This window comes from Gelidibacter japonicus (genome assembly GCF_010725055.1).
In the GTDB taxonomy this organism is placed as follows: Bacteria; Bacteroidota; Bacteroidia; order Flavobacteriales; family Flavobacteriaceae; genus Gelidibacter; species Gelidibacter japonicus.
This window is the reverse complement of the sequence record NZ_BJKB01000002.1, coordinates 258658-284848: the sequence shown is the minus strand read 5'-3', so window position 1 is coordinate 284848 and position 26191 is coordinate 258658. Positions and strand designations below refer to the sequence as shown.

General features: G+C 37.3%; 21 protein-coding genes and 1 pseudogene. 5 read left to right on the top strand and 17 right to left on the bottom strand.

The genetic code is table 11. The features are described 5' to 3' along the window. Nucleotides 1–170: 170 nt before the first annotated feature. From G6N06_RS03185 to G6N06_RS03175, 3 genes are all read right to left on the bottom strand, one after another. Complete coding sequence (locus tag G6N06_RS03185; RefSeq protein WP_163514612.1) at nt 171–2612, bottom strand: T9SS type B sorting domain-containing protein; 2442 nt, start codon at nt 2610–2612, stop codon at nt 171–173. 232 nt (nt 2613–2844) lie between these two features. Beyond that, complete coding sequence (locus tag G6N06_RS03180; protein ID WP_163514611.1) at nt 2845–3669, bottom strand: ABC transporter permease; 825 nt, start codon at nt 3667–3669, stop codon at nt 2845–2847. An 18-nt stretch (nt 3670–3687) separates the two neighbouring features. Then, nucleotides 3688–4584, bottom strand: coding sequence for an ABC transporter ATP-binding protein (locus tag G6N06_RS03175; RefSeq protein ID WP_163514610.1), 897 nt, complete (start codon nt 4582–4584; stop codon nt 3688–3690). A 99-nt stretch (nt 4585–4683) separates the two neighbouring features. Here G6N06_RS03175 and G6N06_RS03170 point away from each other — a divergent pair, with 99 nt between their 5' ends. Next, nucleotides 4684–5745 (top strand): hypothetical protein, encoded by a 1062-nt coding sequence (locus G6N06_RS03170; RefSeq protein ID WP_163514609.1) that lies wholly within the window; start codon nt 4684–4686, stop codon nt 5743–5745. A 195-nt stretch (nt 5746–5940) separates the two neighbouring features. Here G6N06_RS03170 and G6N06_RS03165 read toward each other — a convergent pair whose 3' ends face one another. The 7 genes from G6N06_RS03165 to G6N06_RS03135 form a co-directional block, all read right to left on the bottom strand. Beyond that, a complete protein-coding gene (locus tag G6N06_RS03165) occupies nt 5941–6459 on the bottom strand; it encodes an IS1096 element passenger TnpR family protein (RefSeq protein WP_163514608.1) in 519 nt (172 codons plus the stop codon). Between the two features lie 38 nt (nt 6460–6497). Further along, complete coding sequence (locus G6N06_RS03160) at nt 6498–7517, bottom strand: COX15/CtaA family protein (protein WP_163514607.1); 1020 nt, start codon at nt 7515–7517, stop codon at nt 6498–6500. Nucleotides 7518–7614: 97 nt separating this feature from the next. After that, nucleotides 7615–9036: a CCA tRNA nucleotidyltransferase gene (locus tag G6N06_RS03155; protein WP_163514606.1), complete on the bottom strand. Its 1422-nt coding sequence runs from the start codon at nt 9034–9036 to the stop codon at nt 7615–7617. Between the two features lie 71 nt (nt 9037–9107). Next, complete coding sequence (locus G6N06_RS03150; RefSeq protein ID WP_163514605.1) at nt 9108–9665, bottom strand: L-threonylcarbamoyladenylate synthase; 558 nt, start codon at nt 9663–9665, stop codon at nt 9108–9110. 191 nt (nt 9666–9856) lie between these two features. Next, entirely contained in the window at nt 9857–10612 is a 756-nt protein-coding gene (locus G6N06_RS03145; RefSeq protein WP_163514604.1) for a glycosyltransferase family 2 protein, read from the bottom strand. Between the two features lie 500 nt (nt 10613–11112). Continuing rightward, nucleotides 11113–12222, bottom strand: coding sequence for a CDP-glycerol glycerophosphotransferase family protein (locus tag G6N06_RS03140; RefSeq protein ID WP_163514603.1), 1110 nt, complete (start codon nt 12220–12222; stop codon nt 11113–11115). Nucleotides 12223–12464: 242 nt separating this feature from the next. Beyond that, a complete protein-coding gene (locus tag G6N06_RS03135) occupies nt 12465–13280 on the bottom strand; it encodes a 2,3,4,5-tetrahydropyridine-2,6-dicarboxylate N-succinyltransferase (RefSeq protein WP_163514602.1) in 816 nt (271 codons plus the stop codon). Between the two features lie 786 nt (nt 13281–14066). On the opposite strand from G6N06_RS03135, the gene ruvX reads away from it, so the two are divergent. From ruvX to mazG, 4 genes and pseudogenes are all read left to right on the top strand, one after another. Continuing rightward, nucleotides 14067–14477 (top strand): Holliday junction resolvase RuvX, encoded by a 411-nt coding sequence (ruvX, locus tag G6N06_RS03130; RefSeq protein WP_163514601.1) that lies wholly within the window; start codon nt 14067–14069, stop codon nt 14475–14477. Nucleotides 14478–14556: 79 nt separating this feature from the next. Continuing rightward, on the top strand, nt 14557–15147 hold the full coding sequence (def, locus tag G6N06_RS03125) for a peptide deformylase (RefSeq protein ID WP_163514600.1): 591 nt from the start codon (nt 14557–14559) through the stop codon (nt 15145–15147). A gap of 67 nt (nt 15148–15214) precedes the next feature. Further along, nucleotides 15215–15631: pseudogene (locus tag G6N06_RS03120) on the top strand (DUF5606 family protein); the annotation flags it as partial. Nucleotides 15632–16118: 487 nt separating this feature from the next. Further along, nucleotides 16119–16895 (top strand): nucleoside triphosphate pyrophosphohydrolase, encoded by a 777-nt coding sequence (mazG, locus tag G6N06_RS03115; RefSeq protein WP_163514598.1) that lies wholly within the window; start codon nt 16119–16121, stop codon nt 16893–16895. Between the two features lie 232 nt (nt 16896–17127). Here mazG and G6N06_RS03110 read toward each other — a convergent pair whose 3' ends face one another. The 7 genes from G6N06_RS03110 to G6N06_RS03080 form a co-directional block, all read right to left on the bottom strand. Next, nucleotides 17128–18177, bottom strand: coding sequence for a glycosyltransferase family 10 domain-containing protein (locus G6N06_RS03110; protein ID WP_163514597.1), 1050 nt, complete (start codon nt 18175–18177; stop codon nt 17128–17130). Nucleotides 18178–18452: 275 nt separating this feature from the next. Continuing rightward, on the bottom strand, nt 18453–20534 hold the full coding sequence (locus G6N06_RS03105) for a DUF349 domain-containing protein (RefSeq protein ID WP_163514596.1): 2082 nt from the start codon (nt 20532–20534) through the stop codon (nt 18453–18455). 96 nt (nt 20535–20630) lie between these two features. Further along, nucleotides 20631–21365 (bottom strand): shikimate dehydrogenase family protein, encoded by a 735-nt coding sequence (locus G6N06_RS03100; RefSeq protein WP_163514595.1) that lies wholly within the window; start codon nt 21363–21365, stop codon nt 20631–20633. Continuing rightward, a complete protein-coding gene (locus tag G6N06_RS03095; protein WP_163514594.1) occupies nt 21358–22377 on the bottom strand; it encodes a DUF368 domain-containing protein in 1020 nt (339 codons plus the stop codon). Before G6N06_RS03095 ends, G6N06_RS03100 begins: the two co-directional genes overlap by 8 nt. Beyond that, on the bottom strand, nt 22378–23388 hold the full coding sequence (locus G6N06_RS03090) for a DUF368 domain-containing protein (RefSeq protein WP_163514593.1): 1011 nt from the start codon (nt 23386–23388) through the stop codon (nt 22378–22380). It lies immediately after the preceding gene. A gap of 39 nt (nt 23389–23427) precedes the next feature. After that, a complete protein-coding gene (locus G6N06_RS03085; RefSeq protein ID WP_163514592.1) occupies nt 23428–24840 on the bottom strand; it encodes a tetratricopeptide repeat protein in 1413 nt (470 codons plus the stop codon). 172 nt (nt 24841–25012) lie between these two features. Continuing rightward, nucleotides 25013–26191: an aspartate aminotransferase family protein gene (locus G6N06_RS03080; RefSeq protein WP_163514591.1), complete on the bottom strand. Its 1179-nt coding sequence runs from the start codon at nt 26189–26191 to the stop codon at nt 25013–25015.

Sequence of the window (26191 nt, the reverse complement as noted above, 5' to 3'; positions counted from 1 at the left end):
TGGTTTTATTGGGATTTAAAACCATTTACCATAGAAAATTGTTTGAAGATGAAATTTAGAAACTAACAGTTGATGTTATATTCTGGAAGTTTTGAAACAATACCCGTTAAAGTAGCGTCTCAAATTGACTGCTTGGTGCAGATTCAAATGGAATCGGGTTTAAGCTTCGATTAACGTTTTAGACTAAAGTGACCACTAAATACCCTACCGTCCTGAAGGGTCACTGAAAACCAATAATCATCTGTTGGCATTGGCTTCCCGATATAGTTCCCATCCCAACCACTGCTTAGGGGATGAAGTTCTTTGAGCAATTTACCCATCCTATCAAAAATATAAATAGTTGTCTTTGGCTGAAACTGCTCATTGACACCGTGTACTTGCCAACGGTCATTGATGCCATCGTTGTTTGGGGTGAAATATTTGGGAAAACCAATAACGGAAATGTCCTCTTGGATGATGCCACAACCGTTGATGTCTCTTACAAAAATAGTGTGGAAACCAGGAGCTACATTGTTAAAGGTGGCACTATTTTGATAAGGACCATTGCTTTCGTTTAGTGCATATTCGTATTCACCTTCTCCGCTAACAATTACCGTGATGCTGTTGTTTTGAGCGCCATCAGTGATATTGATATTTGTTACTGTGGCAATATTGGAAGGCAAGACATTAATTGTTCTGTCTTTAAAACAGCCATTGGCATTAGATACTCTTACCGAATAGGTTCCTTGTGTATTTATCATAATTTCAGGAGTGTTTTCACCTGTAGACCAAGCATATGTATAGTTGTTTGGGTGGTCATCAATAATTCCTCCAGTGAGTGTGATTTCGTCGGGGAATTTATTTAGACAGTAGATAGCATTGACTTCCAGTTCAACATTTGGCATTTCAAATACGGTCAGGACAATTTCGCTAATCCCATAACAGGCATTACTGTCCTCAACCCTTGCATAAATAGTTTGTGAATAAGGGACTGTATTGGTGAAAATATTCGGGAGTGGGTTGACTTCCAAAAGGGCATCCATATAGGTTTCATAGTAAAACAGATCGAGCCCAATGGGCAAGCTGCTCAAAACTGCAGCATTTGCGTCAGAAAGATTAAATGCGTACAACCCATCTTCATTACCATCATTGTCACAAGCCTCCAAGAGTGCGTTATTTGCGGAAGTTGTGCTGACTTCAAGATTCAGCTGACTAATACTGAAACAGCCGGTCAAATCATCGGTTACCCTAACAAATATCAACTGCGGATTTGCGATATTCGTATAAGCAGTTCCACTAACCGCATTGCTGTTATTTTCGGCATCGTTACGATTGAGATAGTAGCTTAGACTTCTATTAGGACTACCACCAGTAATGGCCTCTTTGGCTTGATCCAAATTAAAAGTAGTATTGCCGTCAAAAGTGCCATCCTCATCGCATTGGAAGAGTGTGGCATCAAAGGCATCAGGTAAACGATTGACCACGAGATCTAATGTTGTAATCGTTCTGCAGTTAGTGTTCAATACGTCTTCAATCCTAACAAAGATTTGTTGCTGATTGGGAACGATATTATAATAGGGGCTGGATATTGCATTTATTCCCATTTCTGCAGAAGTCTTAGACTCGTGGTAACTAATGTTAATAGAAGATGGATCTTGACCGTCTAAAATCTCAGGATTTTTAGAGTGTAGATCAAAATAAGTCTGTCCATTGTTATTGTTGCCATCAATCGTTGAGTCGCAAAGTAAAAAAGGCGTAGGAGGTTCATAATTTGGTCCTAAATTGACATTGAGAGAAAAATCGGTGATTTCAAAACAACCGGTAAGATCATTGGTGATCCTAACAAAAATTTCCTGCGGATTGGAAATATTGGTATAAGGACTTGAAAGTGGATTGATATTGATATTGGCATCACTCTCAGTGAGATGATAGCTAATGGAAACATCGGTTTGTGTACCCATAATTATAGGTGTATTGACATCTAAATCAAAGCTTGTCAAGCCATCTTCAAAAGGTGTTTCGGTATCGCACTTCGCAAGGTCCAAAGGTGTCAATGGACTTGCCTGATTGACGGGAGGCGCAGAAAACTCAGCTGTTCCGGTCCATTCCAAAGTAAATCCACTATTGCCAATGGGCCTGTCAATAACGATGAAGTAAGTGTCTCCAGCCATAACATCGAGCCAACGGACAAAACTGTCGCCGTCAGGGCCAGGACCTTCGGACACATCGCTTGAACTGGCATTCATTCCTGTATAATTATTGTTCAGACCTGCCGAAGCCGGATTTGTTGTAGAACAACGGATAGCTTGTCCAATATCATTACATGGAACATTTGGTCCGAAAACAAAAAAATCATAATCTTCTTGAATCGCGCTGCTGTTTGGTCGTAAGGTAAAGCCTAAGGTGCCATCGGTAACAAGGCTTACTTGAAGCCAAATACTATTGTGTTCACTACTGCCACAGGTGTTTGAATTATTCAACTCCTGGACTCCAACGCCGTTGACATCTAAATTGACCGTGGAATTCCCACAAATAATTACAGAATCGATACAATCTGTAGGGCCCTGCCCATAGGAAATATAATTTACACAAAGTATAGTTAATGCTGGCAGAAATCTAAGAAGTGTTTTCAAAAAAGCAATGCGTTAGGATATGGTGGACTTTTAAAAAAAATATAAATGGACGAATTTCTGAACTCCAGAATTCATCATGCTTGTTTCATTGTCCATCCTAAACAAAATAGATTCACAACTGATATTCTCAATAATAACAGTAGTTGTGCTCAACTACTGTTATGAATAAATCTGTGATCGAAATTGAATTAAAGTTTTGTCCCATTAATGATGGCAATTTCGATCAAATATATTATAAATCGCGATTTTTTAATAATCTGTACGATAAAAACACAAATAGAGCCGTCCAACCCAAAACAATGACGATTTCGTACCAATGTACCGCATAGTCATAAGCCATATCAATTTTTTCTGGATACTTGGTCATTAGGACTCGTTGAAAAGGCTGATCGATTAATTTGTACATGGATTCCAAAGGCAAAAAATTCTTGACTTTCCATGCTATATCCATACCTGATGCCTCTGTTACAATCCAAAAAATAATCCATTCAAATATGTAGAGGATAAAAAGAAATGCCAAAGCGAAAGCGGAACGTTTCACCAGCATCCCAAAAAACAAACACAAACTAAAAAAGCCCACAAGTTTCAAAAAATAGGCCAAGAGGAATTCGGTTTCCCTGAAGATAATGGATGCTTCCGTATAGCTTGAATAATAGAGACCTATAAAAAATGAGCCTAGCCCAATGAGAACGGTGGCTAAAAATGAAAAGAAAACAATGGTATAAAATTTAGAAAGGATGAATTCCTTCTTGCTCAGTCCATCAATCAAGTTTTGTTTTATGGTTTTATTGCTGTATTCATTGCCAATCATACTCACCACAACTATGGCAAAAAACAGTTTAAAATAAGAGGCAAAAAAAGTGGTAATATGCCAAATGATCGGGAAGTTGAAAATACCAAGCTCTCCTAATTCCAAGGTAAAAAAACCGAAAAAGTTGATTTTTATTGAAGAAAGGATCAACACCGTAAACGGCAATACAAATGAGATAAATATCAGGACTCTGCTCGCTCTGTTTAAGAGTAGTTTTTGCAGTTCTAAATTGACGAGTCGTAACATGGATTAGGTTTTGATGGATTAGGTCTTATCAGTTAATTTCAGGAATTGCTCTTCCAGACTTTCCTTGCGTTTCACCAAATGTGAAAGAATGATACCTCTATCAAACATGAGTTTGTTGAATGTGGAAGCATCCATAGGTTCATTTAAGAATGCGGTAAAAAGTTCCCCTTCTTCCTTAACGCTAATAAAATCAGGGTTGTTTTTAAGAAAGGAAACCAAGTCTTTATGCTGTGCCGATTTTAACTCAAAAAAACCATGACTGGAAATCATTTCATCCACTCGGCCTGAATACAATTTTTCACCTTTGCGTAGTACGACAACATGTGAACATACTTTTTCAACTTCATCCAGCAAGTGGGACGCCAGCAGGATGGTAGTTCCTTCGCTCGCAATCTGCTTAATCAAGGTCCGAATTTGATGAATCCCCTGAGGGTCCAATCCGTTGGTAGGCTCATCCAAAATTAGGATCTCCGGATCATTCAGTAGGGCGGAAGCAATGGCCAAACGCTGTTTCATGCCCAAGGAATAATTGCTGAATTTACTGTCTTTTCGCTCCAAAAGACCAACAATACTGAGTTTCTCATTAATCTTGCCATAATCTACTCCTTTGATTTTGCAGACCAATTTCAAGTTTTGATAAGCCGTCATATAAGGATAGAAATTCGGGTTTTCTATAATGGCGCCCACCTTTTTTAAAGCTTCATGAGTTGAAATCTGTCCGTTGAACCAGCTAAAATCACCCGAAGTTTTATTGACCACATTAAGTACAATACCTAAGGTAGTTGATTTGCCACTTCCGTTTGGGCCTAAAATACCGTAAACATTACCTTTGTTGATGGTAAATGATAAATCTTTGACAGCTGTGAGATAACCAAATTTTTTAGTGAGATTATTAATGGTGAGAATAGTTTCCACGTTGTTTTTTGATTGATTAGTTATACGTATGACGAGTGATATGTAAATTTGTTACACAAGTAAATATATAAACTTTACATTTGAGTTAATTTAAATACTATGCAAGATCTTAAAATATCCTTACGCAAACCGTCTTATCCCATAACGGAAAAGCTGGATGCCTATCTTTCTGAGTATAACAGAAATATCAGGCTGCCTATTTTTTATGACGATTTGTTACGTTTTCAGGGAACCGTTGTTTTGTATGATAAAGATGATAATGATACCCTATGGGTCAGAGTGTATTTTAATGAATTTGAACGCCAGGAAATTGATCTGAGTCTTAAGAAGGTCTATACCATATTGCATTCTGATGGGAACGAGCGTACCATTCCGTTTTTGAGTGTAGATGCTATCGACTATTGCACTTTTGGAAATTCAAAGCCATTTAGAATTAAGATCAGAAATATCCTCAATGATAATTACACCTATTTTTATGTCAAGAAAGCAGATGCTTCGCGAATCTACGGCTTGGAATTTGAACATATGTTATCACCGTATAACCTAAATTTCTTGGTGTTTCAGGATACGCTGATTGAAGAGCATATTGCAGGCGTTCCGGGAGATGAATTTATTAAAAATATGCTACCCAACTGTACTGCATCTGAAAAGTCACAGATTGCCAAAGAGTTTGTAAAATTTAATGAAAGGTGCATGATAAGACTTTTGGGCGATATGCGTTCTTATAATTATGTGATTGTCCCCACTCATGATTTTGACCATGTCGTCTATAAAATTCGGGCCATTGATTTTGACCAACAGAGTTATGAAGGTAAGTTCAATGTCTATCGGCCACAGTTTTTCAAGGAGAATTTGGCCATGGTACAATTGGTGCAAGAAAAGTTTCAAAAGGAATCTATTGATCAATATAAGTTGGAAGAGCGCTCCATCGTTGCAAAACGATTGATCAGTTATCACGAGCGCATCAAGGAATTATTGGACTGTATGATCGCCGACACACTGTCTACGCCAGAACATATCCACCTTCTTAAAATGACTATTTATGAATATACGCACGATTTAAAATTCAAACGAAGTAAAAATATGGGAGAGATTGTAAAGAATGCGCTGGATTTTGTGAAACGGAATTACGAAAATGTGAACATGAAGTATTTGAAATGAGGGGGATACGTAGGAAGTGTTAAGAATCAAGTATTAAGAATTAAGAATCAAGTATTAAGTATCAAGAACCAAGAACCAAGAATCAAGAATCAAGAACCAAGAATCAAGACCGGACTGTATTTGAAATATAGGTCAGATAATTATAAATAGACGGGAATAAATAATAAAAGTAAGCACTAATAAAATAGTTCCTCTTTAATTCCAATTCTCGTCAAAATCCAAGCTTTCGTAATCGTCAACGTCAAAATCGTCATCAAATTCATTGTAATCATCAAACTCATCTTCAGCTTCAAATCTTTTAAGAGGTGCTTCAGTAGGAATTTGACCATGAACATACATCAAATTTGGATAATCAGTGCCTTCGGCTGCCTCAATTATTTCGGCCAATTCCACGTAAAAGGTCCACATGTTGAAGAAATCATATACATAGATCAATCGAGTTTTCGCTTCGTGAACGACATGATTGATAGCTGTTTCGCTCATAAGTCTCACATCTCCTTGAACGTCGCCTGTGTCAAACATCGGAATTTCCTCACCTTGATTCCAGTCTTCATCACTTAAATAAAATGACGCCATCTCAATACCGTCAAACCCGAATGCCTGTGTGATACTATTGTGCAAGTCTTCAAGAGTGTCTGTTTCGCGGATTTCTAAATCCCTAAAAACATCATCATCGGTGTCGTTGTCAAGAATAATTCTGAATCTGTAAACCATGAATAAAAATTTAAAAGGCAAAGGTAGAACTTTTTCTATTATCTACTGAAGCGATGTAATGTAAATGTCATTGCCGATAAAAGTAAAAAAGCTCCAACTTGATGCGCTACGCCCAACCAAAGAGGTACGCCATAAATGATGGTCAGTACGCCCAGTAAAAATTGAACCCCAACAAGAATAAGCAGGCTGTCAATACTTTTGGATTGGATAGGTGTTAATGATAATTGTTTGCCACGATACCAAATGATTGCAATAATGATCACCACCACATAGGCAAAAGTGCGGTGGACAAACTGAATACCACTCGGGTTTTCAATCAAATTTAAATAGAAAGGATCGATGGCATAAGCCGATTCGTGTATAAATTTACCTTCATTCATAAAAGGCCAATGGTTGTGGAGTAATCCAGCTTTTAATCCCGCTACAAATCCGCCATAAACAATCTGAACGGCCAAAATGATATACCCAATACCAATGAGGTTTCTAAAATTTTTATCTATAGGCTTCTTTTCAGGAAACTTTAGATCCAAAGCCACCCAAAGCGTGGCTGCAAAAGTCAGAAAAGCCGTGGTTAAATGTGCAGACAATCGATAGTGACTAACATTTGGCATATCCACCAATCCGCTTTTTACCATATACCATCCAAGGAAACCTTGAAATGCCCCTAGAGAAAGTAATATTAGGCATTTTTTGATGGTTTTTGATGTAAGCTGCTTGGTGGCCAAAAAATAGATAAATGGAATAATGAAAACAAGACCAATCAATCGCCCCATAACACGATGCAGCCATTCCCAGAAATAGATTTCTTTAAAATCTGATAATGTGAAATGTGAATGGAGTTTCTGGAATTCTGGGTATTGCTGGTAAAGTTCGAAGGCTTCTTGCCATTCTACTTCATTTAATGGTGGAATGGTTCCAGTTATGAGTTTGTAATCTGAAATAGATAGTCCAGAATCTGTTAATCTGGTAATTCCGCCAATAACCACCATGATAAATAGTAATACGCAACCTGTAAGGAGCCAATAGATGACGTTTTTATTATCTTTTTGTTTTGCCATTTTTTATATAAAATTGAAAATGAATTCGAAATTGAACATGAAACTTAACATAATTTTAAATTTTACCAACTACCAACTACCAACTACCAACTATCCACTACCCACTTGTTCCTACTTCCTTTAGGCCCAAACGCCTCCCTTCTTCCAACATTAATGCGTAAGCAGCTTGGTGTTCATTGGGGATTTTACCTTCCAAGATGGCCTCTTTAATACTTTCTTTTATCACACCAATTTCTCTTGATGGTTTTAATCCAAAGGCTTCCATGATTTCTTCACCTGAAATTGGAGGTTGAAAATTTCGAACTTGATCACGTTCTTCAACTTCTATGATCTTTTCTCTGACAAGTTTGAAATTGTTGTGGTATTTTTTGAATTTATTGGGGTTTTTAGTAGTGATATCTGCCTCACACAGTAACATTAAATCGTCCACATAATCACCGGCATCAAAAACCAAACGTCGCACGGCTGAATCTGTGACATCTTGCGCCAATGCAATTGGTCTCGAGCTCATGAGTACCAATTTTTGCACAAATTTCATCTTTTCATTAAGAGGCATCCTTAGGCGTTTGAATAGACGATAGACCATTTTTGAGCCTTCAAACTCATGGCCATGGAAGGTCCAGCCAACCTTTTTGCTGAACTTTTTAGTCGGTGCTTTGCCAATATCGTGCAACAGCGCTGCCCATCGTAACCAAAGGTCATTTGTGTTTTGAGCGATATTATCTACAACTTCCAATGTGTGATAGAAATTGTCTTTGTGGCGTTGTCCTTCTTTTTCGTCTATCCCTTTTAGGGCAACCAATTCGGGCAGAATATAATCCAAAAGCCCAGTTTCTTCCAAGAGTAAAAATCCGATGGAAGGCACATCGCTTTCCAAAATTTTATTAAGTTCAACTACGATCCGTTCTTTCGTGATGATTTTGATACGGTCTTTATTTTCCGAGATCGCAGCAAGTGAAGCACTTTCAATGGTAAAGTTGAGCTGGGTCGCAAATCGGATGGCGCGCATCATTCTTAAGGGATCATCGCTGTAGGTGATGTTGGGATCTAATGGCGTCCTAATTATTTTAGCGTTCAAATCGGCCATCCCATCAAACGGATCAAGCAACTTGCCAAAATTTGAGATACTTAGATCCAAGGCCATGGCATTTATCGTAAAATCGCGTCTATTTTGATCGTCTTCCAAAGTGCCATTTTCGACAATTGGGTTCCTGCTTTCTTCTGAATAAGATTCCTTTCGTGCACCCACAAATTCCACTTCAATATCCTCATAACGCAACATTGCTGTCCCGTAAGTTTTAAACACTTGGACCTTAGGATGGTTTGGAATGTTTTTCGCCACTTGTTTAGCAAGGTCAATACCACTACCTATGGCTACAATATCGATGTCCTTATGCTGTCCGCGCTTCAAGATAAAATCACGAACAAACCCACCAATGACGTAGGCGTCGATTCCCAATTCTCTTGCCGATTGGGAGATGATTTTGAAAATGGGATGTTCTAATGCCTTATGTTTCATAATATTCAAATTTCAAGTACCAAATACCAAATGGATTTGTGGAATTTGGAATTTGAATTTTGGAGTTTTAATTATCTGATGATCTTCACCCTCCCGTTTGCGCTCAACTTAATAATGGAGGAGGGTTTGGAACAGATTTTTTCGCGATGCAAATTTACGACATAGTCCACTCCTTTTAAAATATGGGGTGTGATTTCTTTATATGATTTTGGGGTGGCTTCATGACTTCTATTTGCGGAGGTCGAAACTATGGGTTTGCCAAATCGTCTGAGCAGTTGGAAGCAAAAATCGTCATTGGGTATTCTGATGGCAATCGATCTATCCTCGGCAATTAAATTTTCGGCTAAATTCTGGGCTTCATCATAAATAATGGTGATGGGCTCTTCAGAAACCTCAAAAATATCGTAGGCCACTTTCGGAATCTCCTTAACGTATTTGCTCAGCATCCGATCATCGGCCACCAAGCAAATCAAGGCCTTGTTATCCTCGCGCTCTTTAAGTTGGAACACCTTTTTAACAGCTTCAGGGTTGGTAGCATCACAGCCTATTCCCCAAACAGTATCCGTGGGATAGAGTAGGAGTCCACCGTCCTTTAAAACTTGTAAGGCATTTGATATTTCTTTTTGCATATTTTATAATTTGAACTTGAACTTGAACTTGAACTTGAACTTGAAAATGAAACTGAAGTTCGAAATCACTCTGATCTGTCATTTTTTTTAAATTCTACAATATTCAACTTTCATAACTCATAACTCATAACTCATAACTCATAACTCATAACTCACCAACCGTCCACTACCAGTTTCTTGGGTCAAAAAAATCATTCCCTATTTCTTCTTAAGAGCCACAATTTAACATAGCGCATAAAAACGACATAGCCTTGCATATAACCTATAGTTAAACCTACCACCCCATCTCGAAAACCACTTTGTACGATATAATGTTTGAAAAACCCCCAAAAGGGCTTGAGTACAAAATGATAAGGTGTTAAAGGCCCAGTTTTTGGATCATAATCCTTGGCTTGCCATGTGGCGTACCTGTTCATTTTTTCTATGTATTTGTCAAGGGTGGTATAACTGTAATGCAGGAATTTATTTTTTAAAGTTGCAGTTTCACCATTTGCAATGATCTCTGCATGCACATGCTTATCTTCGTAGATACAAAAATCACGTTTAAATAATCGAGTGACCTTATCATTGCGCCAACCGCTATATTGGACACGTTCACCCATAAAATGATTGATTCTCCCAATTTTATAGGCTACGATATTCGGATCTGGATCCTTTAGAATTTCTAATATTTCTATTTTCAACTCAGGAGTCACACGTTCATCAGCATCGACTAACAAGATCCATTCATGCGTCGCCTGAGGAATAGCCCAGTTTTTTTGTGAAGCAGAATATTCATATTCTCTTCTAATTACTTTAGTGGCCAATTCCTGTGCCTTTTCAAAAGTACCATCGGTGCTAAAGCTGTCTACAACGAGAATTTCATCGGCAAAATCAATAGATGCTATGACCGCGTCAATATTGTGAATCTCGTTGCCGGTAGGAATAATAGCAGTAAGTTTATGCATGCGAAGAGTTGGATTTGATCAAATTTAATTTAAATGCAAAAATAGGGTTTTTGCGTTATGGAATGCAACCTTTAGGCCTCTATTAAGTAATGGGTAAATTGATCCCACCCCTGAAATTTGATATTACATCACTAATATCAATGAGGCTGCCTTTAGTTGAACGCTTTGCTATTGATCATTACTCATGTATATAGTAAAAATGCAGCAACAGGACGTATTGATTATGTTCTCAAATTTCGGTGGAAATATTAAGTGGACGTGATTTTTTAGTCCTTAGGATTAATTAGAGTGAATTGTTGAAGAGAGACGATTAGCTGAGTGTGCGATGATTATTGACGATAATTGCATTTATGAAGGATCTCATCTTAATAACATGTAGCAATCTTTAACGAAATCGGGTTACTCAATCTTTTTCTAAAAGTATAATCAAGCTCGTGCAATTTCGAATAGATACTTCAAAATAATCTCAACAAATAAGGTGTTTTGGTTTGTATTTAATACTAGGTGTTTTGTTGTTTTTTCATGGTATATGGTCTATTGAAGCTTTTAAATGTGAAATACCCCAAGCGTTTTCTTATTTTATATTTTCGGAGTAGGTTGAACGGTTTGTTTTTAAGGTGACTTTTATCTTTATGCAAAAATTCAATACAGGCCTCAATAACACGCTGGCTCGATTTGCCATCAAAATATGGATGAAGATTTAGGATGTAGGCTTCTATTTTTTCCATCAGTTCTTCGGATGGATTTAAAGCTTTTTCAAAAGCTGTTTCAATTGCATTGACATTATCGATATCAATTAAAAAATCCTCGTAGACTTTATGCTTAAAAGTAACAACAGGCTTTTTTTGAAGCACAAACTCTTGAATTGCCGATGTAGTATCGGCAAAAAGTATATCTGCTTTAAAAAATAAGGGCGTTAAGTCCGTAGTATCGTAAAACGTAAAATTATCGTTGGTCAAGGACTGCCATTTTCTAAAGATATATAAGGGCAATTTGGGATGTAAAACCATAATGAATTTATAGGCATTTGATTTTGAAAGCCTTTTTATCTCCTCAAAAACCTTATCATCATAGGCCAGGCTCAAGCGCTCAGTAAATGTTGAAGCTATCATGATGGTTGGAAGCTGAGAGTTGGAGTCGGGCAAAATATTTTGCTTTTCTTCTAAGGGAAACATGGGGTCTACCTTGCTCCATCCTGTCTCAATAACCTCAAAATATTTTAATTGATTTGCAAGTCTGGTAAATTCACTAGTTGTACTTGGCCCTTGTGTACAGTACAGATCATAAGAGCCCCGGATTCTGAAATGATAGAACTTTCCATTTTTCAAAGGCCTTTTTTTCGCAAAAAAACCGTGGAAAATCTGAACTTTTAAACCGGTAATAAAATCTGGAACATCATCGGTAGCTACTAAAACCACATCCGGTTCGTAGGAAACCACTTCCTGAATGGTATCAAGTAAATAGGGATTATCTTTTAGACCTTCTTTACCATTACCTGTATCGCTAAACCATTTAACGGAATTTCCAGTACGAAGAATTTCTTTCTCTAACGGATTGCCAATTGGAACTGCATAGCTGTAAGAGATATAAATTAGAAACTTGTAAGACATATATTTATTTGTTTTAAAAAGAATTAAGGTCTTATAGAAACCTCAATCGGGCCCTCTTTTGCTAAATTCTATTTCGGAGTAATGAAAACACACCTCTTTATATAAGGATTCCTCTCAATAAATATATGCGAATTGAAACTATAATCCGAAACAGGATTTGGATATTTTATTTCAAAGTCTCAAACATCAGCCTGTTCTGTGTTCCTCGCCAAGCCATCTTGTTCTAAGGTTATCGCTTCTAATTATACCGCTACATCATACTCGCGCAATGCATCATTCAATGACGTTTTTTTATTGGTGCTTTCTTTACGTTTTCCAATTATCAAAGCACAGGGAACATGATAGGATCCTGCTGGAAAATCTTTAGCATAACTTCCCGGAATCACTACAGAACGGGCAGGGACGACACCTTTCATTTCAACAGGTTTGTCACCAGTAACATCAATTATTCTTGTTGAAGCGGTCAGGCACACGTTTGCGCCCAAAACGGCTTCAGTTTCAACTCTGACGCCTTCCACCACAATACATCTACTCCCTATAAACGCATTGTCTTCAATGATTACAGGAGCGGCTTGTAATGGTTCTAAAACACCGCCAATACCAACGCCACCAGACAAATGAACGTTTTTACCAATTTGTGCACAACTGCCAACTGTGGCCCATGTATCCACCATAGTCCCTTCATCTACATAAGCCCCTATATTCACATAACTTGGCATTAAAATCGTGCCTTTGCTAATATAGGCGCCATGTCTCGCTACGGCATGCGGGACCACACGAATGCCTTTATCTGCATATCCGCGTTTCAAAGGAATTTTATCATGATATTCAAAAATCCCCACTTCAAAAGTTTCCATTTTCTGGATAGGGAAATAAAGTACAACCGCTTTTTTGACCCATTCGTTTACTTGCCATCCACTTGCTGTAGGTTCTGCGACCCTTAAGCTGCCTTCATCTAATAGATCGATGACACTCCTGATACTTTCTATGGTGACTTTATCGCTGAGCAATTCACGATTTTCCCAAGCATTTTCTATATTTTGTTGAAGTTGTTTCATGTCTAATTTAAAATTTACACAAAGATAAACGTATAATTCATTTAGGAAAATTTCTTTATTGAACTTTAAATTTTTGATACAGATTTTGCTGATTGACGCGGAAGACTCAGGATGATCCTCATGTGTAACCGACTTCATTGATACTTTTGGGGTGCTATTTTCATCAATTTACTCTAATGTTTTAAACATTGATTTCACGGATTACACGGATGCCTCGAATTGTGGATTCGATTGTAATCCATATTTTTTGCGAATTGAACCCAATGACATTACACGGGTTTTTTGGATCTATTTTAAAAATTGGCGCCAAATTAAAATTCTCCTCCTTTTTAAGGAGTAGTGGCTTCTTCATCAGAAAAGAGGCAGAAGACGAGGTGGTTAAAATGGGCTAGAGGATTACCAATTACTCGTTGAAATGATTTTGCTTTTAGAATGAACCTTAATTTCAGTCTTTAAGTCTTTCCTACGCAGCTCCTTTGGTTTTTTTGGCCACGGATTTCCAGCTCCCTGCTATTTACCTTTGATTTACGCAACTTTGTGTCTCCTTTGTGTGACTTTGCGTAACACTTTTTAGTGGTGAAAATATGGTAAACAACAGAGTTATTTAGAATAATTTCTCACAAATATCTGAGAACATTTTTCCTTCCAAAGCTCGATGTTTTCTGGTACATCTCTGTTAAAAAAATCTCATAAACACATCATAACTCTTCACACACCCATTTAATTGCTGTAACTTTGCAGCATTAGTAATTTAAAAATGGGATTTCCACTTTCGTGGGAGCTACAATGGCAAGAATTTTAGCAATAGATTACGGAACAAAACGCACTGGTATTGCGGTAACCGATGAACTTCAAATCATCGCTTCCGGATTGACCACAGTTGCCACAAAGGAACTTTTGCCTTTTTTGAAGGATTATATTTCTAAAGAAAATGTAGAGTTGTTTCTTGTCGGCGAACCCAGACAAATGAACAATGAAGTGTCTGAAAGTGAAGAGTCCATCCAATCCTTTTTGAAAAAACTTGCCAAATCTATTCCAGATATGCCCGTTAAACGTGTTGATGAACGCTTCACTTCAAAAATGGCATTTCAAACCATGATTGATAGTGGGCTTAAAAAAAGACAACGTAAAAACAAAGCCTTAGTCGATGAAATTAGTGCGACCATCATTCTTCAAAGTTATTTGTACAATCAATAAGTGGGCTTTAACAATTTTATCCTAAGCATCTAAAATTCTAATAAGAATTGTATTTTTGCAGTCGTAAATTTAAAGAACAATGATTTTACCCATTATTGCCTATGGCGATCCCGTATTAAGAAAGGAATGCGAAGTCATTACTGCAGAGTACCCCAATCTAAGGGAACTCATTGATAATATGTTTGAAACCATGTATGACGCCTATGGCGTTGGTCTGGCGGCACCACAAATTGGACTCCCAATCCGTTTGTTTGTTATAGATACGACTCCTTTTGCCGATGATGAAGATTTGACCAAAGAGGAGCAATCACAATTAAAGGATTTTAAGCGTATATTCATCAATGCTAAAGTGCTTGAGGAAACAGGAGATGAATGGGCCTTTAACGAAGGCTGTTTGAGTATTCCAGAGGTTAGGGAAGATGTATTTAGAAAACCGAAAATCAAGATCCAATACCAAGATGAGAATTTCAAAACACATGTTGAAGAATTTGAAGGTCTTGTAGCCCGAGTCATTCAACATGAATATGATCATATTGATGGCATATTATTTACCGATAAGCTCTCTACTTTAAAAAAGCGCCTTATTAAAAGTAGATTGATTAATATTTCAAAAGGAAACATTAGCGTGGATTATAAGATGCGTTTTCCATCCATGAAAAAGAAACGTTAATTTTACAAAATCATTAAGGCAAAAGTATATATTTGTCAACTTCAAAATAAAAAAGCATATAACGACTATGAGTTTAGACAAGATTTTATCCATTTCAGGAAAACCAGGGCTCTATAAGATAATAACCCAAACACGAAACGGTTTTGTAGCAGAATCGTTGTTGGACAATAAGCGGATAACGGTAAATATTCATAGCAATGTGAGTGTTTTAAGTGAAATAGCCATGTACACGCTTACTGAAGAAGTACCATTGCGCGAAGTTTTTAAAAAAGTGCGTGATAAAGAAGAAGGTAAACAAACTTCTATTAGTCATAAAGATTCTAAGGATCAACTTGAAGAATACTTCTTTGATGTCTTGCCAGATTATGATGAAGATCGCGTCTATCCAAGTGACATCAAGAAGGTGATCCAATGGTATAATATATTACAAAAGAATGACTTGTTATCTTCCTTAGATGAAGAGGAGGAAGATAAGTCAGTGGCCACCAAAGTAGAAGAAGCTCATGCCAAAACTTCTGCCAATCCGGCTGCGGTAAGAAACGTCGCGCCAAAAGCATCATCTTCCAAAAAAGGTGGTTCTACCAAAAACACGAGTGCGAGAAAAACCTAAGAAGTATTAAGATATAAGTATTAAGTATAAAGACTTGATACCTTAACATACCCCACAATGTTATTTGAATATTGTGGGTTTTTATTTTGAAGACAATTTGACGATAAGCTTTTGGAGCTAATAGCACAATAAATATTAAAGAAATTTCTTACAAATCTCTAATCCCTAATCCCTAATCCCTAATCCCCAATCCCTCTGAAACGCTAGCAAGGACGGATTCATTCAGGTAGTGAAAGCTACGTTCGGGTGGCTCCTAATTCTTAATACTAAGTACTTGATTCTACTAATAAGATTCTGAACATTAACCTTCATTGCCATCATCAATTTCGTAATTTTGAATTTTGGATGAAAAACAATTTTTATGACACGTAGACAAGAACAATTACAAGCCTTTGACCGACTTTTAACCATTATGGATGAATTGCGTGAGCAATGTCCGTGGGACAAGAAGCAAACCATGGAAAGTCTTAGACATTTGACCATTGAAGAAGTATATGAGCTGGGTGATGCCATTTTGGAGAATGATTTGATGGAGGTCAAAAAGGAGCTGGGCGATGTATTATTGCATATTGTCTTTTATTCACGCATTGGTAGCGAAACCAATAGTTTTGATATTGCTGATGTATGCCACAGCATCAGCGATAAACTGATTGAACGTCATCCACATATTTATGGCGATGTTAAGGTAGCCAATGAAGAAGATGTCAAACGTAATTGGGAGCAGATTAAACTAAAGGAAAAGGGTAAAACCAGTGTATTGCAAGGTGTGCCTAAAAGTTTACCTGCAATGGTTAAGGCCAATCGGATTCAAGATAAAGTGGCCGGCGTAGGGTTTGATTGGGAACGTCCTGAACAGGTTTATGAGAAAGTAGAAGAGGAGCTTAACGAATTGAAAGTTGAAGTCGCCAACGGAAATGCCGACAAAATGGAGAGCGAACTTGGTGATGTGTTATTCTCCATCATCAATTATGCCCGATTCTTAAAAATAAATCCGGAAAATGCTCTGGAAAGGACAAATAAAAAATTCATCAAAAGGTTCCAATATTTAGAAGCTAAGTCTATAGAAATCAATAAGTCCTTGTCTGAATTGACCTTGTCAGAAATGGATGTCTTTTGGGAAGAAGCAAAAAAAGCATAATCTTTTTTCAATCTCGTAATCCAAATAAGGAACAACTACGTATATATAGTATATTGGAACTTATCTTAAAGTTTCATAATCATAAGTAGGTAATCTTAATTATATTTTAAGCGGTATTAGTTAAGGTTAAAAATTTAGTTTAGTTAGGGGTCAAAATCCTACCTGTTTTCACAGGTAGGATTTGATTTTTAGGCCAATTTGTATTTTACTTATTGACAGGATCCCTCAAATCTTATTCCTTATATAATACCGACTTACCTTTGAACATTTCTTTTAATTTTTGCTTCCATTTAAATAATGAATGCTTAATCACGTAATTATATAAATTTCGCCAATCCTTTGATGAATTACATTTATTGATTGTTACCGTTTGTTTTGGTAGATCTGGATTCATCTGATCGCATAAATGAGCAACATAGTCAAACATATTGTATTCTGTAAGAACCTTCATCTTTGACTCTTTTAGATGAGACCTTCTTTTTTCGAAGGTATCTTCACTGATTACCTTATCTATAATAGCAACGGCAGCATCAAAATCTTGAATGTCTATAGATTGAAATGATTCTTTATCAAAGTAATCGGAAAGGTTTTTACAGCCATAATAAATAGGAAAAGTCTCCGCCAAAAAGCAATCCGATATTTTTTCGGTCCAATAATACTTTTCCGATGAGTTTTCAATCGCAATATGATATTTATAGGGGGCTAGTACGTCCCATTTATCCTCAAAACTATTAAACCCTTGCCCAAACACATCCAACTTATCTCCATAATACGCCTTTAGTTTTTCAACAAATTCAATTCTTTCGAGATGACCTTTTGTAAATGCTTTATTACTCGTGATAACAGAAATGAGTTTGGTTTTCTTTGGGGTTTCATTAGTCATTAAATCATCATAGGTTAATGAGTAGGTAACCTCATTATTTTTTCGTTTTTTAAAACCTACGAACCACGGAAGAATAGCTGGGCCCAATTTTAAATTTTTATGTTTTGTGTCTTCTTGGCAGGAACAAATTGTTCCAAATTGATTAATGTATCCTTTGGGATAAACAAGAACCGATTTTGGTTCTGTTGTCAATAAAATGGTGTTTTCCGGTGCAACCTTACAGCTTTCAGAACCTCTGACTCCTTTGCCCTGAACCACCCAGAAATCTGGCTCTTCAATCTTTTCATCAATATAAAATTGATAACGTCCATCCGAGGAAATTCCTTTTCCACCTTTGGTCTGTCGAAACATTATTTTACCTAAACTTTCTCGGTATGGGGTAAATTTAACTTTATACATGATTGTAACTTTTCAAAGTGATATGGTCAATAAACAAAAGGGTGTGCAAATGTAATTAAAATTTATGCTTGTGATAACAATTCAATTTTTAGATTCTGAGCAAGTTGTTTGAATTTTAATCTGTTTATATTATAAGGTTCTTTTAAAAAAATCACATGTCTTGATGGGAAATACAATCTCAAAGAACACAATTCTATCCTTCAGAAAGGACCAAAAAGGAAAGTCCATTTTTCAATACGAAAAATGGACTTTCTTTCTCTATAAAAACGATATTGTTAATACAACTCCTTCAGTTTTTTGAACTTCTCTTCCCACATTGCCAAGTTTTCTTTATGGTTTTCAATGTTTTTCAACACATCTCTGACCAAAGGATTGCTCTCATCTATATTCGAGAAGAATTGCAGATTGTTTTCAAGCTGATTGAGTTCACCTTTCACTTCGTCTATTTTTTTACGGATAAAGTGGTGTTCGTTGTCCAACAGTCTGGTATCATCTGGTTGCGAAAGATGTTCTAGTTTGTTTTCAAATTTGATCATTTCAACCTCAGACTTGTCCAGCTTTAAATTATTGAACAGACCATCTACGGTTTTGCTGAATTTATTTTCAATGAAACGCTTGTTTTGTGGCACTTGACCTAAGGCATTCCACTCTTCGGTTTTTTGTTTGATGGTCTCAAGATCTTGTTCTGGCTCACCACTTAATTTCAAGTCTTTTAACTCATCAAGAAGTTTTGTTTTCTTTTCAAATGCGTCTACTTGATCTTTGTTGGCAGCATTGCGTTCAGCATTGACCTTGTCAAAATAATGGTTACAAGCCGCCTTAAAACGCTTCCAGATTTTGTCGCTGTCTTTTCTCGGCACATGTCCAATATGTTTCCAATCGCTTTGGATTTTTTTCATCAACGGAGTGACAGTTTCAAAGTCGTCACTATCTTTATTGTCCTCAGCTATTTTAATCAGCTCCAATTTCTTTTGTAAGTTAGTGTACTGGTCTTTTTTCAGGTTTTTATAAAATGTGTTTTTCTTTTTATTGAAAGACCTTACTGCACTTTTAAATTTAGCCCAAGTAGCTTCATTGACTTTAATTGGTACTTTACCAGCGTTAAAAAACTCAGTACGCAGGCCTTCAATCACCTTAATTTTATTTTGCCATGCCTGATGTGAGCTTACTTCATCTTTGGCTACTTCTTCAATTTTAGCAATGATGGCTTCCTTCTTTTGAAGATTGGCTTCATGCGCTTTGTCAACATCGGCATAATACGCTTGCCGTTTATCGTGAATAATTTTAGTAGCATTACTAAAACGCTCCCAAATAGCTTCTCTGTGTTCTTTGTCAACAGGCCCTAAATCTTCTTTCCACATTTTGTGAAGCACCTGTAATTCTCTGAATGCTCTATTGGAATTGTCATCTTTAGCCAATTCTTCGGCGCGCTCTATGATTTTAAGTTTTTGCTCAAGATTATGTTTGAAATCCATGTCGCGTAAATCGCGATTGAGGTGCAGAAAGTCATAGAAAATCTCCACATGATGGTGGTAAGTATTCCAAGCATTATTGTACTTGTCCCTTGGAATTGGCCCTGCATTTCGCCATTCTTCCTGTAAGTCCTTAAAATGTTTATAGGTGGTATTGATATTCTCTTCTACATTGAGAAGCCCTTTGATGTCTTCAATAATGCGTAACCTATTCTCTAAATTGGATTTCAGATTGGTCTCAAGAGTCTTATAATAAGCATTCAGTTTATTCCTATAATCGTTGTAAATGGAATTGAAACGTTTTTTAATCGGACTGGTATAGAAGAAGTCAATCTCATCACCACCCTCACTTAAAAAATCATCTTTCTTTTCCTCAAGTATTTCTGAAAACTTAGAGTTAAATTCTGTTCTGATCTCTTCAACATGTGATTTGATAGTTTGAATCTTTTTGTTTTTCATCAAACTTTCAAATTCGTCTGCCAATTGTTCCATCGACATGGAATGATAATCTTTCTCCTCCAAATTGTGACGCTCAACATTGCTGTCATCCTCAGCATCTTCAGCGTTGGATTCTTCAATTTCTTCTACATAGGCATCCTTCTTCTTTGCTGGGATTTCTTCTGAACTGGTTTTTTCAGTTTCAGCATCATTCGATTCGGTAGAAGGTGTTTTGGTAATAGCTTCAGGTTCTGTTGTTTCAGGAGCTGTCTGCTCAAGCTTGTCGTCACTATCCTCTTGTGTAACTGATGATTCAGTATTTTGGGTTGTAGTGATATCGTCGCTTGGTAAGCTTTGGTCATTTGCAACTGGTTCTTCAGGTGAAATGACCTCTTTTTTTAAAATTTCATTTCCATCTGCATTTTGCAGGTTATCTTTCTCTGACATTGTCATAATGATTAAATTTCTTGCTATTGTAAGCAAGTAAATATACTAACAACACCTTAGATTACAAAAGAGAAAGCTAATTTTAGGATATTTTGGTTATTTGGTCCAGATCTCCCAAGCTTTTTCGGCCTGGTATTCCAACATCTTAGAACCGTTGCAGATGGTGGCACCTTGTATTTCACCACACATCAAGAATTTGGTTAGAATAGGATTGTAGATCAAATCGAAAAGTAGGTGTTCATCGTTAATTCCATCGTACGGGATGTCTGGACAAACATTGACATTCGGGTGGGTACCAATAGGTGTACAGTTGATAATGATCTGATGGTTTTTTATAATATCCTCCGTTAAATTAGAATATAGAAACTTGGCCTTAGGGTTTGGACTTCTCGACACATAATCAAAATTGATATGTAGTTTTTTTAAGGCATAGGCAATAGCTTTCGACGCTCCTCCGGTACCCAAGATTAAGGCATGGGTATGATGTGGTTTCAGAAACGGCTTGATGGATTTCATAAATCCGTAGTAATCCGTATTGAAACCTTTTGTCTTTCCTGAAGGATAAAACTTTATGGTGTTGACTGCACCAATTTCGGAGGCTGTTTTATGAAGTCCATCCAAATAGGGGATCACCTGTTCTTTATAAGGAATGGTGACATTAAGTCCCAAAATATCATGGTTTTCATGAAGGATTTTTGGAAATTGGGAGATATTTTTGATATCAAAGTTCTCATAGGAATAAGGTAGATTCTCATTTTCAAACTTCGTAGTAAAATGAGCTTTTGAAAATGAATATGCGATATTCTTACCAACCAGACCGAATCTAGACATTTATTTTTCTTGTTTTTTTTCCATACCATTCCAGCCCTAAAACAATGGCAATTCCGACGGCAATATATATAATTGCCAAATAGGTTTCAGTGTTTAGCTGCGGAATAAATCGTTCATAATTTAAAACCACTTTCTTGCCAGTTGAGTCATAGATAAATCCACCCTCGTCCGTCATCCTATAAATAGTTTCTTTCCATGGCCAAACCACTCCCAAAGAACCAACAATAAAACCAATAATGGAAGCTATGGTAATACTTTTGTAGTGCTTAAGAATATAACTGAGCATGTGTGAAAAGGTAACCAACCCGGTAACTGAGCCCAACGTAAAAACAACCAATACCTTGAGCATTCTAATTCTCTCAGAATTCTGAAATACACTTAAATCGCCTACAATGATCTCGTAAAAGGTGTCGGAAAGCGCATTGACAGAATCGACCAGCAATAAAACATAATTACCCAATAAGATCAGGATAAAAGACCCAGAGAAACCAGGCAAAGTCATCCCCGATACACTAATGATACCACAGAAAAATACGAAAAAAAGGTTATCGTTTTCTTTCGCAGGATCCAAAAAACTGATGGCCACGCCCAAAATAATACCGATGGCAAGGGAGATTAAGGTTTGGTAATTCCAGTCGTTAAAATCTTTGTTGATATAGTAAATGGAGCCGATGATCATGCCAAAGAACAGGCTCCATACATACAGTTCAGAATGGACAAGAAAATAATCCAGAATTTTTGAAACACTAAAATAGCTCACCACCATACCTAAAAAGAGCAATCCCAAAAAACGTCCGTTGATGTAGTGAAAAAAGCTTTTGAACCGTCCATTAAATAGGAGTTTGAACGCGGTTTTGTTTATCTTTTGGAGTGAATAGATAAATTCTTCATAAAACCCAGCCACAAAGGCAACGACCCCACCAGAAACTCCGGGAACCTTGTTGGCCGCTCCCATGGCCAAGCCCTTGATGAACAGGAAAAGCTTATCTTTATAAGTTCTGGTGCTCTGCATTTATGAAGTTTTGGTGCCTATTCTCTCAAGTATGAAAATCGTTAAAAATCCTACGACCATAAGGCCTACTGCCAAGCCTATCTGTGGATCAATTGTGTTATTGATTTCCGAATAATGAAATGGCAAGACACTTTTTTCTGAAACCATCTTGAAGGACTCAAAGTTATTGATTTGTCGTTGATAGACTTCAATCGTACCATAATCAGTGATTTGCGAAACCGGAATGGTCTGCCCAGTAGATTTTTCCAAAACAGTCAATGTCTCTTTCCAGGGCCATATTTTGTTGAGTGAACCGAAAATAAAACCGGTCAACACAGCTAAAGTGGTGTTTTTATAGTGTTTGAACAACCATTTTAAAACGCGACTGAAACTTAATAACCCAATCAATGCCCCAACTGCAAAAATGGCGATTCTTTTAAAATCAAAATCGTGAAGGGCATCACTTAATGTTTTGTAGGCCCCTAGAATGACCAGGATGAAAGATCCAGAGATTCCAGGTAAAATCATGGCGCATATTGCGATAGCCCCGGCAAAAAACAAAAATAGAGTACTGTCGTTATTGGCCATTGAAGATAAAGTGGTGATATAATACGCCGCCAATGTTCCAAGAATAAGCGAGACGATGGTACCTAAGTTCCACGTTTTAATCTGTTTTCCTACAAAGAAGATACTGGCTACAATGAGTCCGAAAAAAAACGACCATATCAATATGGGATGCTCCTCAATCAAATATTTGGCAAGTCGCATAAAAGAGACAAAACTGATCAGGATGCCTGTGAGCAGGGCTACTAAGAAATTTCCATTAAGCTGCTTCCAAAATGCAGAAAACCCACTCTTTCTAAGCGTGGTCAATAGGCTCAAATTGACGCCACTAATAGTGGTTATTAATTCTTCATAAATACCGGAAATAAAGGCGATGGTGCCGCCTGAGACCCCCGGAACAGCGTCTGCTGCTCCCATTGCTACTCCTTTAAGTGAAATGAATAGGTAATCTGATAAGCGTCTTTGCATCTTTAATCGATCATATGAGAAGCGTAAAGATATATAATTTTACTTGGAGGTTTTTTTGGAATTTGAAATAATATTGAGCACCATTTGATGTTTTGCAATCATCGGGAACAATTCCTCTAAAATAAAGGAGAATTCTGAATTGAGAAGCCACCCGTTTTTGAGGTGGTATTGGGCTTTTTCATTTTCCAAAAGAGTGAAATAAATTCCGGCCAATCGGTATTCAATCTCTGCAGTTTCAGGATAAAATTCAGCAGCTTGAATGAGGTTGAGTGCTGCTGCTTCATATTCACCTAATTTAATAAGCACATCAGCCCTTGCGAGCCAAGTGTCCAATTCGTAATTACCAAGATCCAACGTTTTTTTATAGCCGCGTTCTGCTTCTTCAATAAAGTTCAAACGGTGGTTGATTTGGGCGTACAGTTTCCAATACCTGACGTTGTCGTCATCAATATTAATGGCTTTGTTGATATAGTAAAGTGCTTTGTGGTAATTTTTCTTTCTATTGTAAAACTTGGTAATGGCGATCCATCCTTTGTCTAATAACGGATCTTCGTGGACCGTTTTAAAGTAGTATTGAACGGCTAAATCATCAGAATGCAATTTCTCATAACAATTTCCAATTCTCAATAAAGCAAAGGAAGTGGGCTCATCAAGTGCCAAGGTCATGTTGTAATTTTCAATGGCCTCGTTATACTTCTTCATCTTTTCCAATACTTTCCCCTTTTCAAGATAGGCGCCTACAAAGGTGTCGTCAGAAATAATGGCGAAATCAAAGGCCGTCAACGCCTTTTTATAATCTTTTAAAGTGAAATACTGCCTGCCCAATTGATGCCAAGCTACTTCGCAATAAGGATTCTTATCCAAATAGCGGTTTAAAAAATCAATGGCTTCATCGTGTAGGTCTAAAAATTCAAAACAATAGATAATATTATAAAGCGCAGAATAATCTTCCATATCCAACTCCAAACATTTTATAAAATGGGATTTGGCATTGTCAAATTGATCCATAAAGAGGTATTCCATGCCAATTAAAGCATGCAAATCAGCTTCGTCTTCTTCCGAATCTATTAGTTTTAAAGCGATTTTCAGCGTATCAATAGCTTTTTGGTGTTCATCGCGTTTTGATAGGACACTGGCCTTTTGAATATAGATTTCCTCATTGGAAGGTTCTAGAACATGGAGTGCATCCAAAAGCTTTTCTGCCTGGGGCAACTTGTCTTCTAGAATATAAATTTCAACTTGAAAAAGTCTGAGGGTTATGGATGACGGGTGCTGCTCCAAGCCTAATTTGACAGCTTTCTTTGCGAGTGCAATTTTGCCGTTTTCAAAATAGAACTGAATGATATTTTCAAACTCGCCTGAATCAAAAAACAACACGTTATTTGTTTTTAGCATGGATTCAAACTTGGTCAGCGAATAATTATTGTCGTCGTCATATTGACTAAACTCCATAAGCACTTTGTATTGTTCGTTCAAATAAATGTAACGTTATCCTGAGAGAAAAGGGATAATTAAGGCGAATGTTTTCAACAAATTAGTTAACATTGCCAGCGTAACATCCTCAATAGTTTGGGTTGTTAATTGGTTAACAGTAAGTTATGATTGCTGCAAACTTAAGCATTTATTATGAAATTTCATCCAAAATAGAGATGATATGCTGACAGCCCTCGATGATTTCGGTATTTGTAATGGTTAACGGTGGGGTTAACCGAATCGCTTTTGGCTCAAAAAGTAACCAAAACAGGATTAAACCTCTATTTTGCGCTTTCAAAATGACTTGATTTGTTATCTCTGCTGATGGTGTCATCGCCGCTAACATGAGACCACGGCCTCTAATATCGGTAATCAACGGATGTACCAATAGTTTTCTGAAGAGCTGCTCTTTTTTTAAAGCTTCAGCCATTAAATTGCTTTCCGTAATTTCTTTTACAGTGGCTAGCGCAGCAGCAGCAATTACCGGATGGCCGCCAAAGGTCGTAATATGTCCCAGTTTAGGAGCATCCTGCAAGGTGTGCATCATGGCTTTGGATGAAGTAAACGCGCCAATTGGCATGCCGCCCCCAAGTCCTTTTCCGGTGACTAAAATATCTGGAATGCAATTGTAGTGTTCAAAACCAAACAACTTTCCGGTACGTCCTATTCCTGGTTGTATTTCATCCAATATGAGCAAGGCCCCCACTTCATCACAGCGGGTTCGAACTTTAGTCAAGTAGTTATCATAAGGTTCAATAAAGCCTGCACCACCTTGAATGGTTTCTAAGATCACAGCGGCTGTTTTTGGTGTGATCTGATTTAAATCTTCTTTATTGTTGAAGTGGATAAAGTCAACATCTGGTATTAAAGGTCTGAAGGCCTGTTTACGTTCTTCGTAACCCATGACACTCATGGACCCCATGGTATTGCCGTGATAGGCATGATGTGCTGCGATAATCTGACTTCTGCCAGTGGCACGACGTGCTAGTTTTAAAGCGCCTTCAATGGCTTCGGTGCCAGAATTGACAAGGTAGGTACAATCTAAGGATTTTGGCAAATGTTCGGCCAATAGCTTGGCAAGTTCTACTGAAGGTTCCTGGATGTATTCCCCATAGACCATGACGTGCATGTATTTGTCCAATTGGTCTTTGATGGCCTGCACAACTTTTGGATGCCGATGTCCTAAACTGCATGCCGAAACTCCTGCTACAAAATCGAGATGAGCTTTATTATTGGTGTCATAAACATAACAGCCTTCAGCATGTGAGACTTCCATGGCTAAAGGATGTGGTGTGGTCTGGGCTTGGTAAGCTAAAAAATCACTTGTCAT

Bases quoted from the DNA above. Each gene is read 5' to 3' on its own strand.
- G6N06_RS03170 (WP_163514609.1), top strand. From the start codon at position 4,684: ATGCAAGATCTTAAAATATCCTTACGCAAACCGTCTTATCCCATAACG.
- G6N06_RS03110 (WP_163514597.1), bottom strand. From the start codon at position 18,177: ATGTATAAAGTTAAATTTACCCCATACCGAGAAAGTTTAGGTAAAATA.
- G6N06_RS03180 (WP_163514611.1), bottom strand. From the start codon at position 3,669: ATGTTACGACTCGTCAATTTAGAACTGCAAAAACTACTCTTAAACAGA.
- G6N06_RS03155 (WP_163514606.1), bottom strand. From the start codon at position 9,036: ATGAAACATAAGGCATTAGAACATCCCATTTTCAAAATCATCTCCCAA.
- G6N06_RS03150 (WP_163514605.1), bottom strand. From the start codon at position 9,665: ATGCAAAAAGAAATATCAAATGCCTTACAAGTTTTAAAGGACGGTGGA.
- G6N06_RS03105 (WP_163514596.1), bottom strand. From the start codon at position 20,534: ATGTCAGAGAAAGATAACCTGCAAAATGCAGATGGAAATGAAATTTTA.
- G6N06_RS03140 (WP_163514603.1), bottom strand. From the start codon at position 12,222: ATGTCTTACAAGTTTCTAATTTATATCTCTTACAGCTATGCAGTTCCA.
- ruvX (WP_163514601.1), top strand. From the start codon at position 14,067: ATGGCAAGAATTTTAGCAATAGATTACGGAACAAAACGCACTGGTATT.
- G6N06_RS03085 (WP_163514592.1), bottom strand. From the start codon at position 24,840: ATGGAGTTTAGTCAATATGACGACGACAATAATTATTCGCTGACCAAG.
- def (WP_163514600.1), top strand. From the start codon at position 14,557: ATGATTTTACCCATTATTGCCTATGGCGATCCCGTATTAAGAAAGGAA.
- G6N06_RS03165 (WP_163514608.1), bottom strand. From the start codon at position 6,459: ATGGTTTACAGATTCAGAATTATTCTTGACAACGACACCGATGATGAT.
- G6N06_RS03145 (WP_163514604.1), bottom strand. From the start codon at position 10,612: ATGCATAAACTTACTGCTATTATTCCTACCGGCAACGAGATTCACAAT.
- G6N06_RS03095 (WP_163514594.1), bottom strand. From the start codon at position 22,377: ATGCAGAGCACCAGAACTTATAAAGATAAGCTTTTCCTGTTCATCAAG.
- mazG (WP_163514598.1), top strand. From the start codon at position 16,119: ATGACACGTAGACAAGAACAATTACAAGCCTTTGACCGACTTTTAACC.
- G6N06_RS03090 (WP_163514593.1), bottom strand. From the start codon at position 23,388: ATGCAAAGACGCTTATCAGATTACCTATTCATTTCACTTAAAGGAGTA.
- G6N06_RS03080 (WP_163514591.1), bottom strand. From the start codon at position 26,191: ATGACAAGTGATTTTTTAGCTTACCAAGCCCAGACCACACCACATCCT.
- G6N06_RS03160 (WP_163514607.1), bottom strand. From the start codon at position 7,517: ATGGCAAAACAAAAAGATAATAAAAACGTCATCTATTGGCTCCTTACA.
- G6N06_RS03100 (WP_163514595.1), bottom strand. From the start codon at position 21,365: ATGTCTAGATTCGGTCTGGTTGGTAAGAATATCGCATATTCATTTTCA.
- G6N06_RS03135 (WP_163514602.1), bottom strand. From the start codon at position 13,280: ATGAAACAACTTCAACAAAATATAGAAAATGCTTGGGAAAATCGTGAA.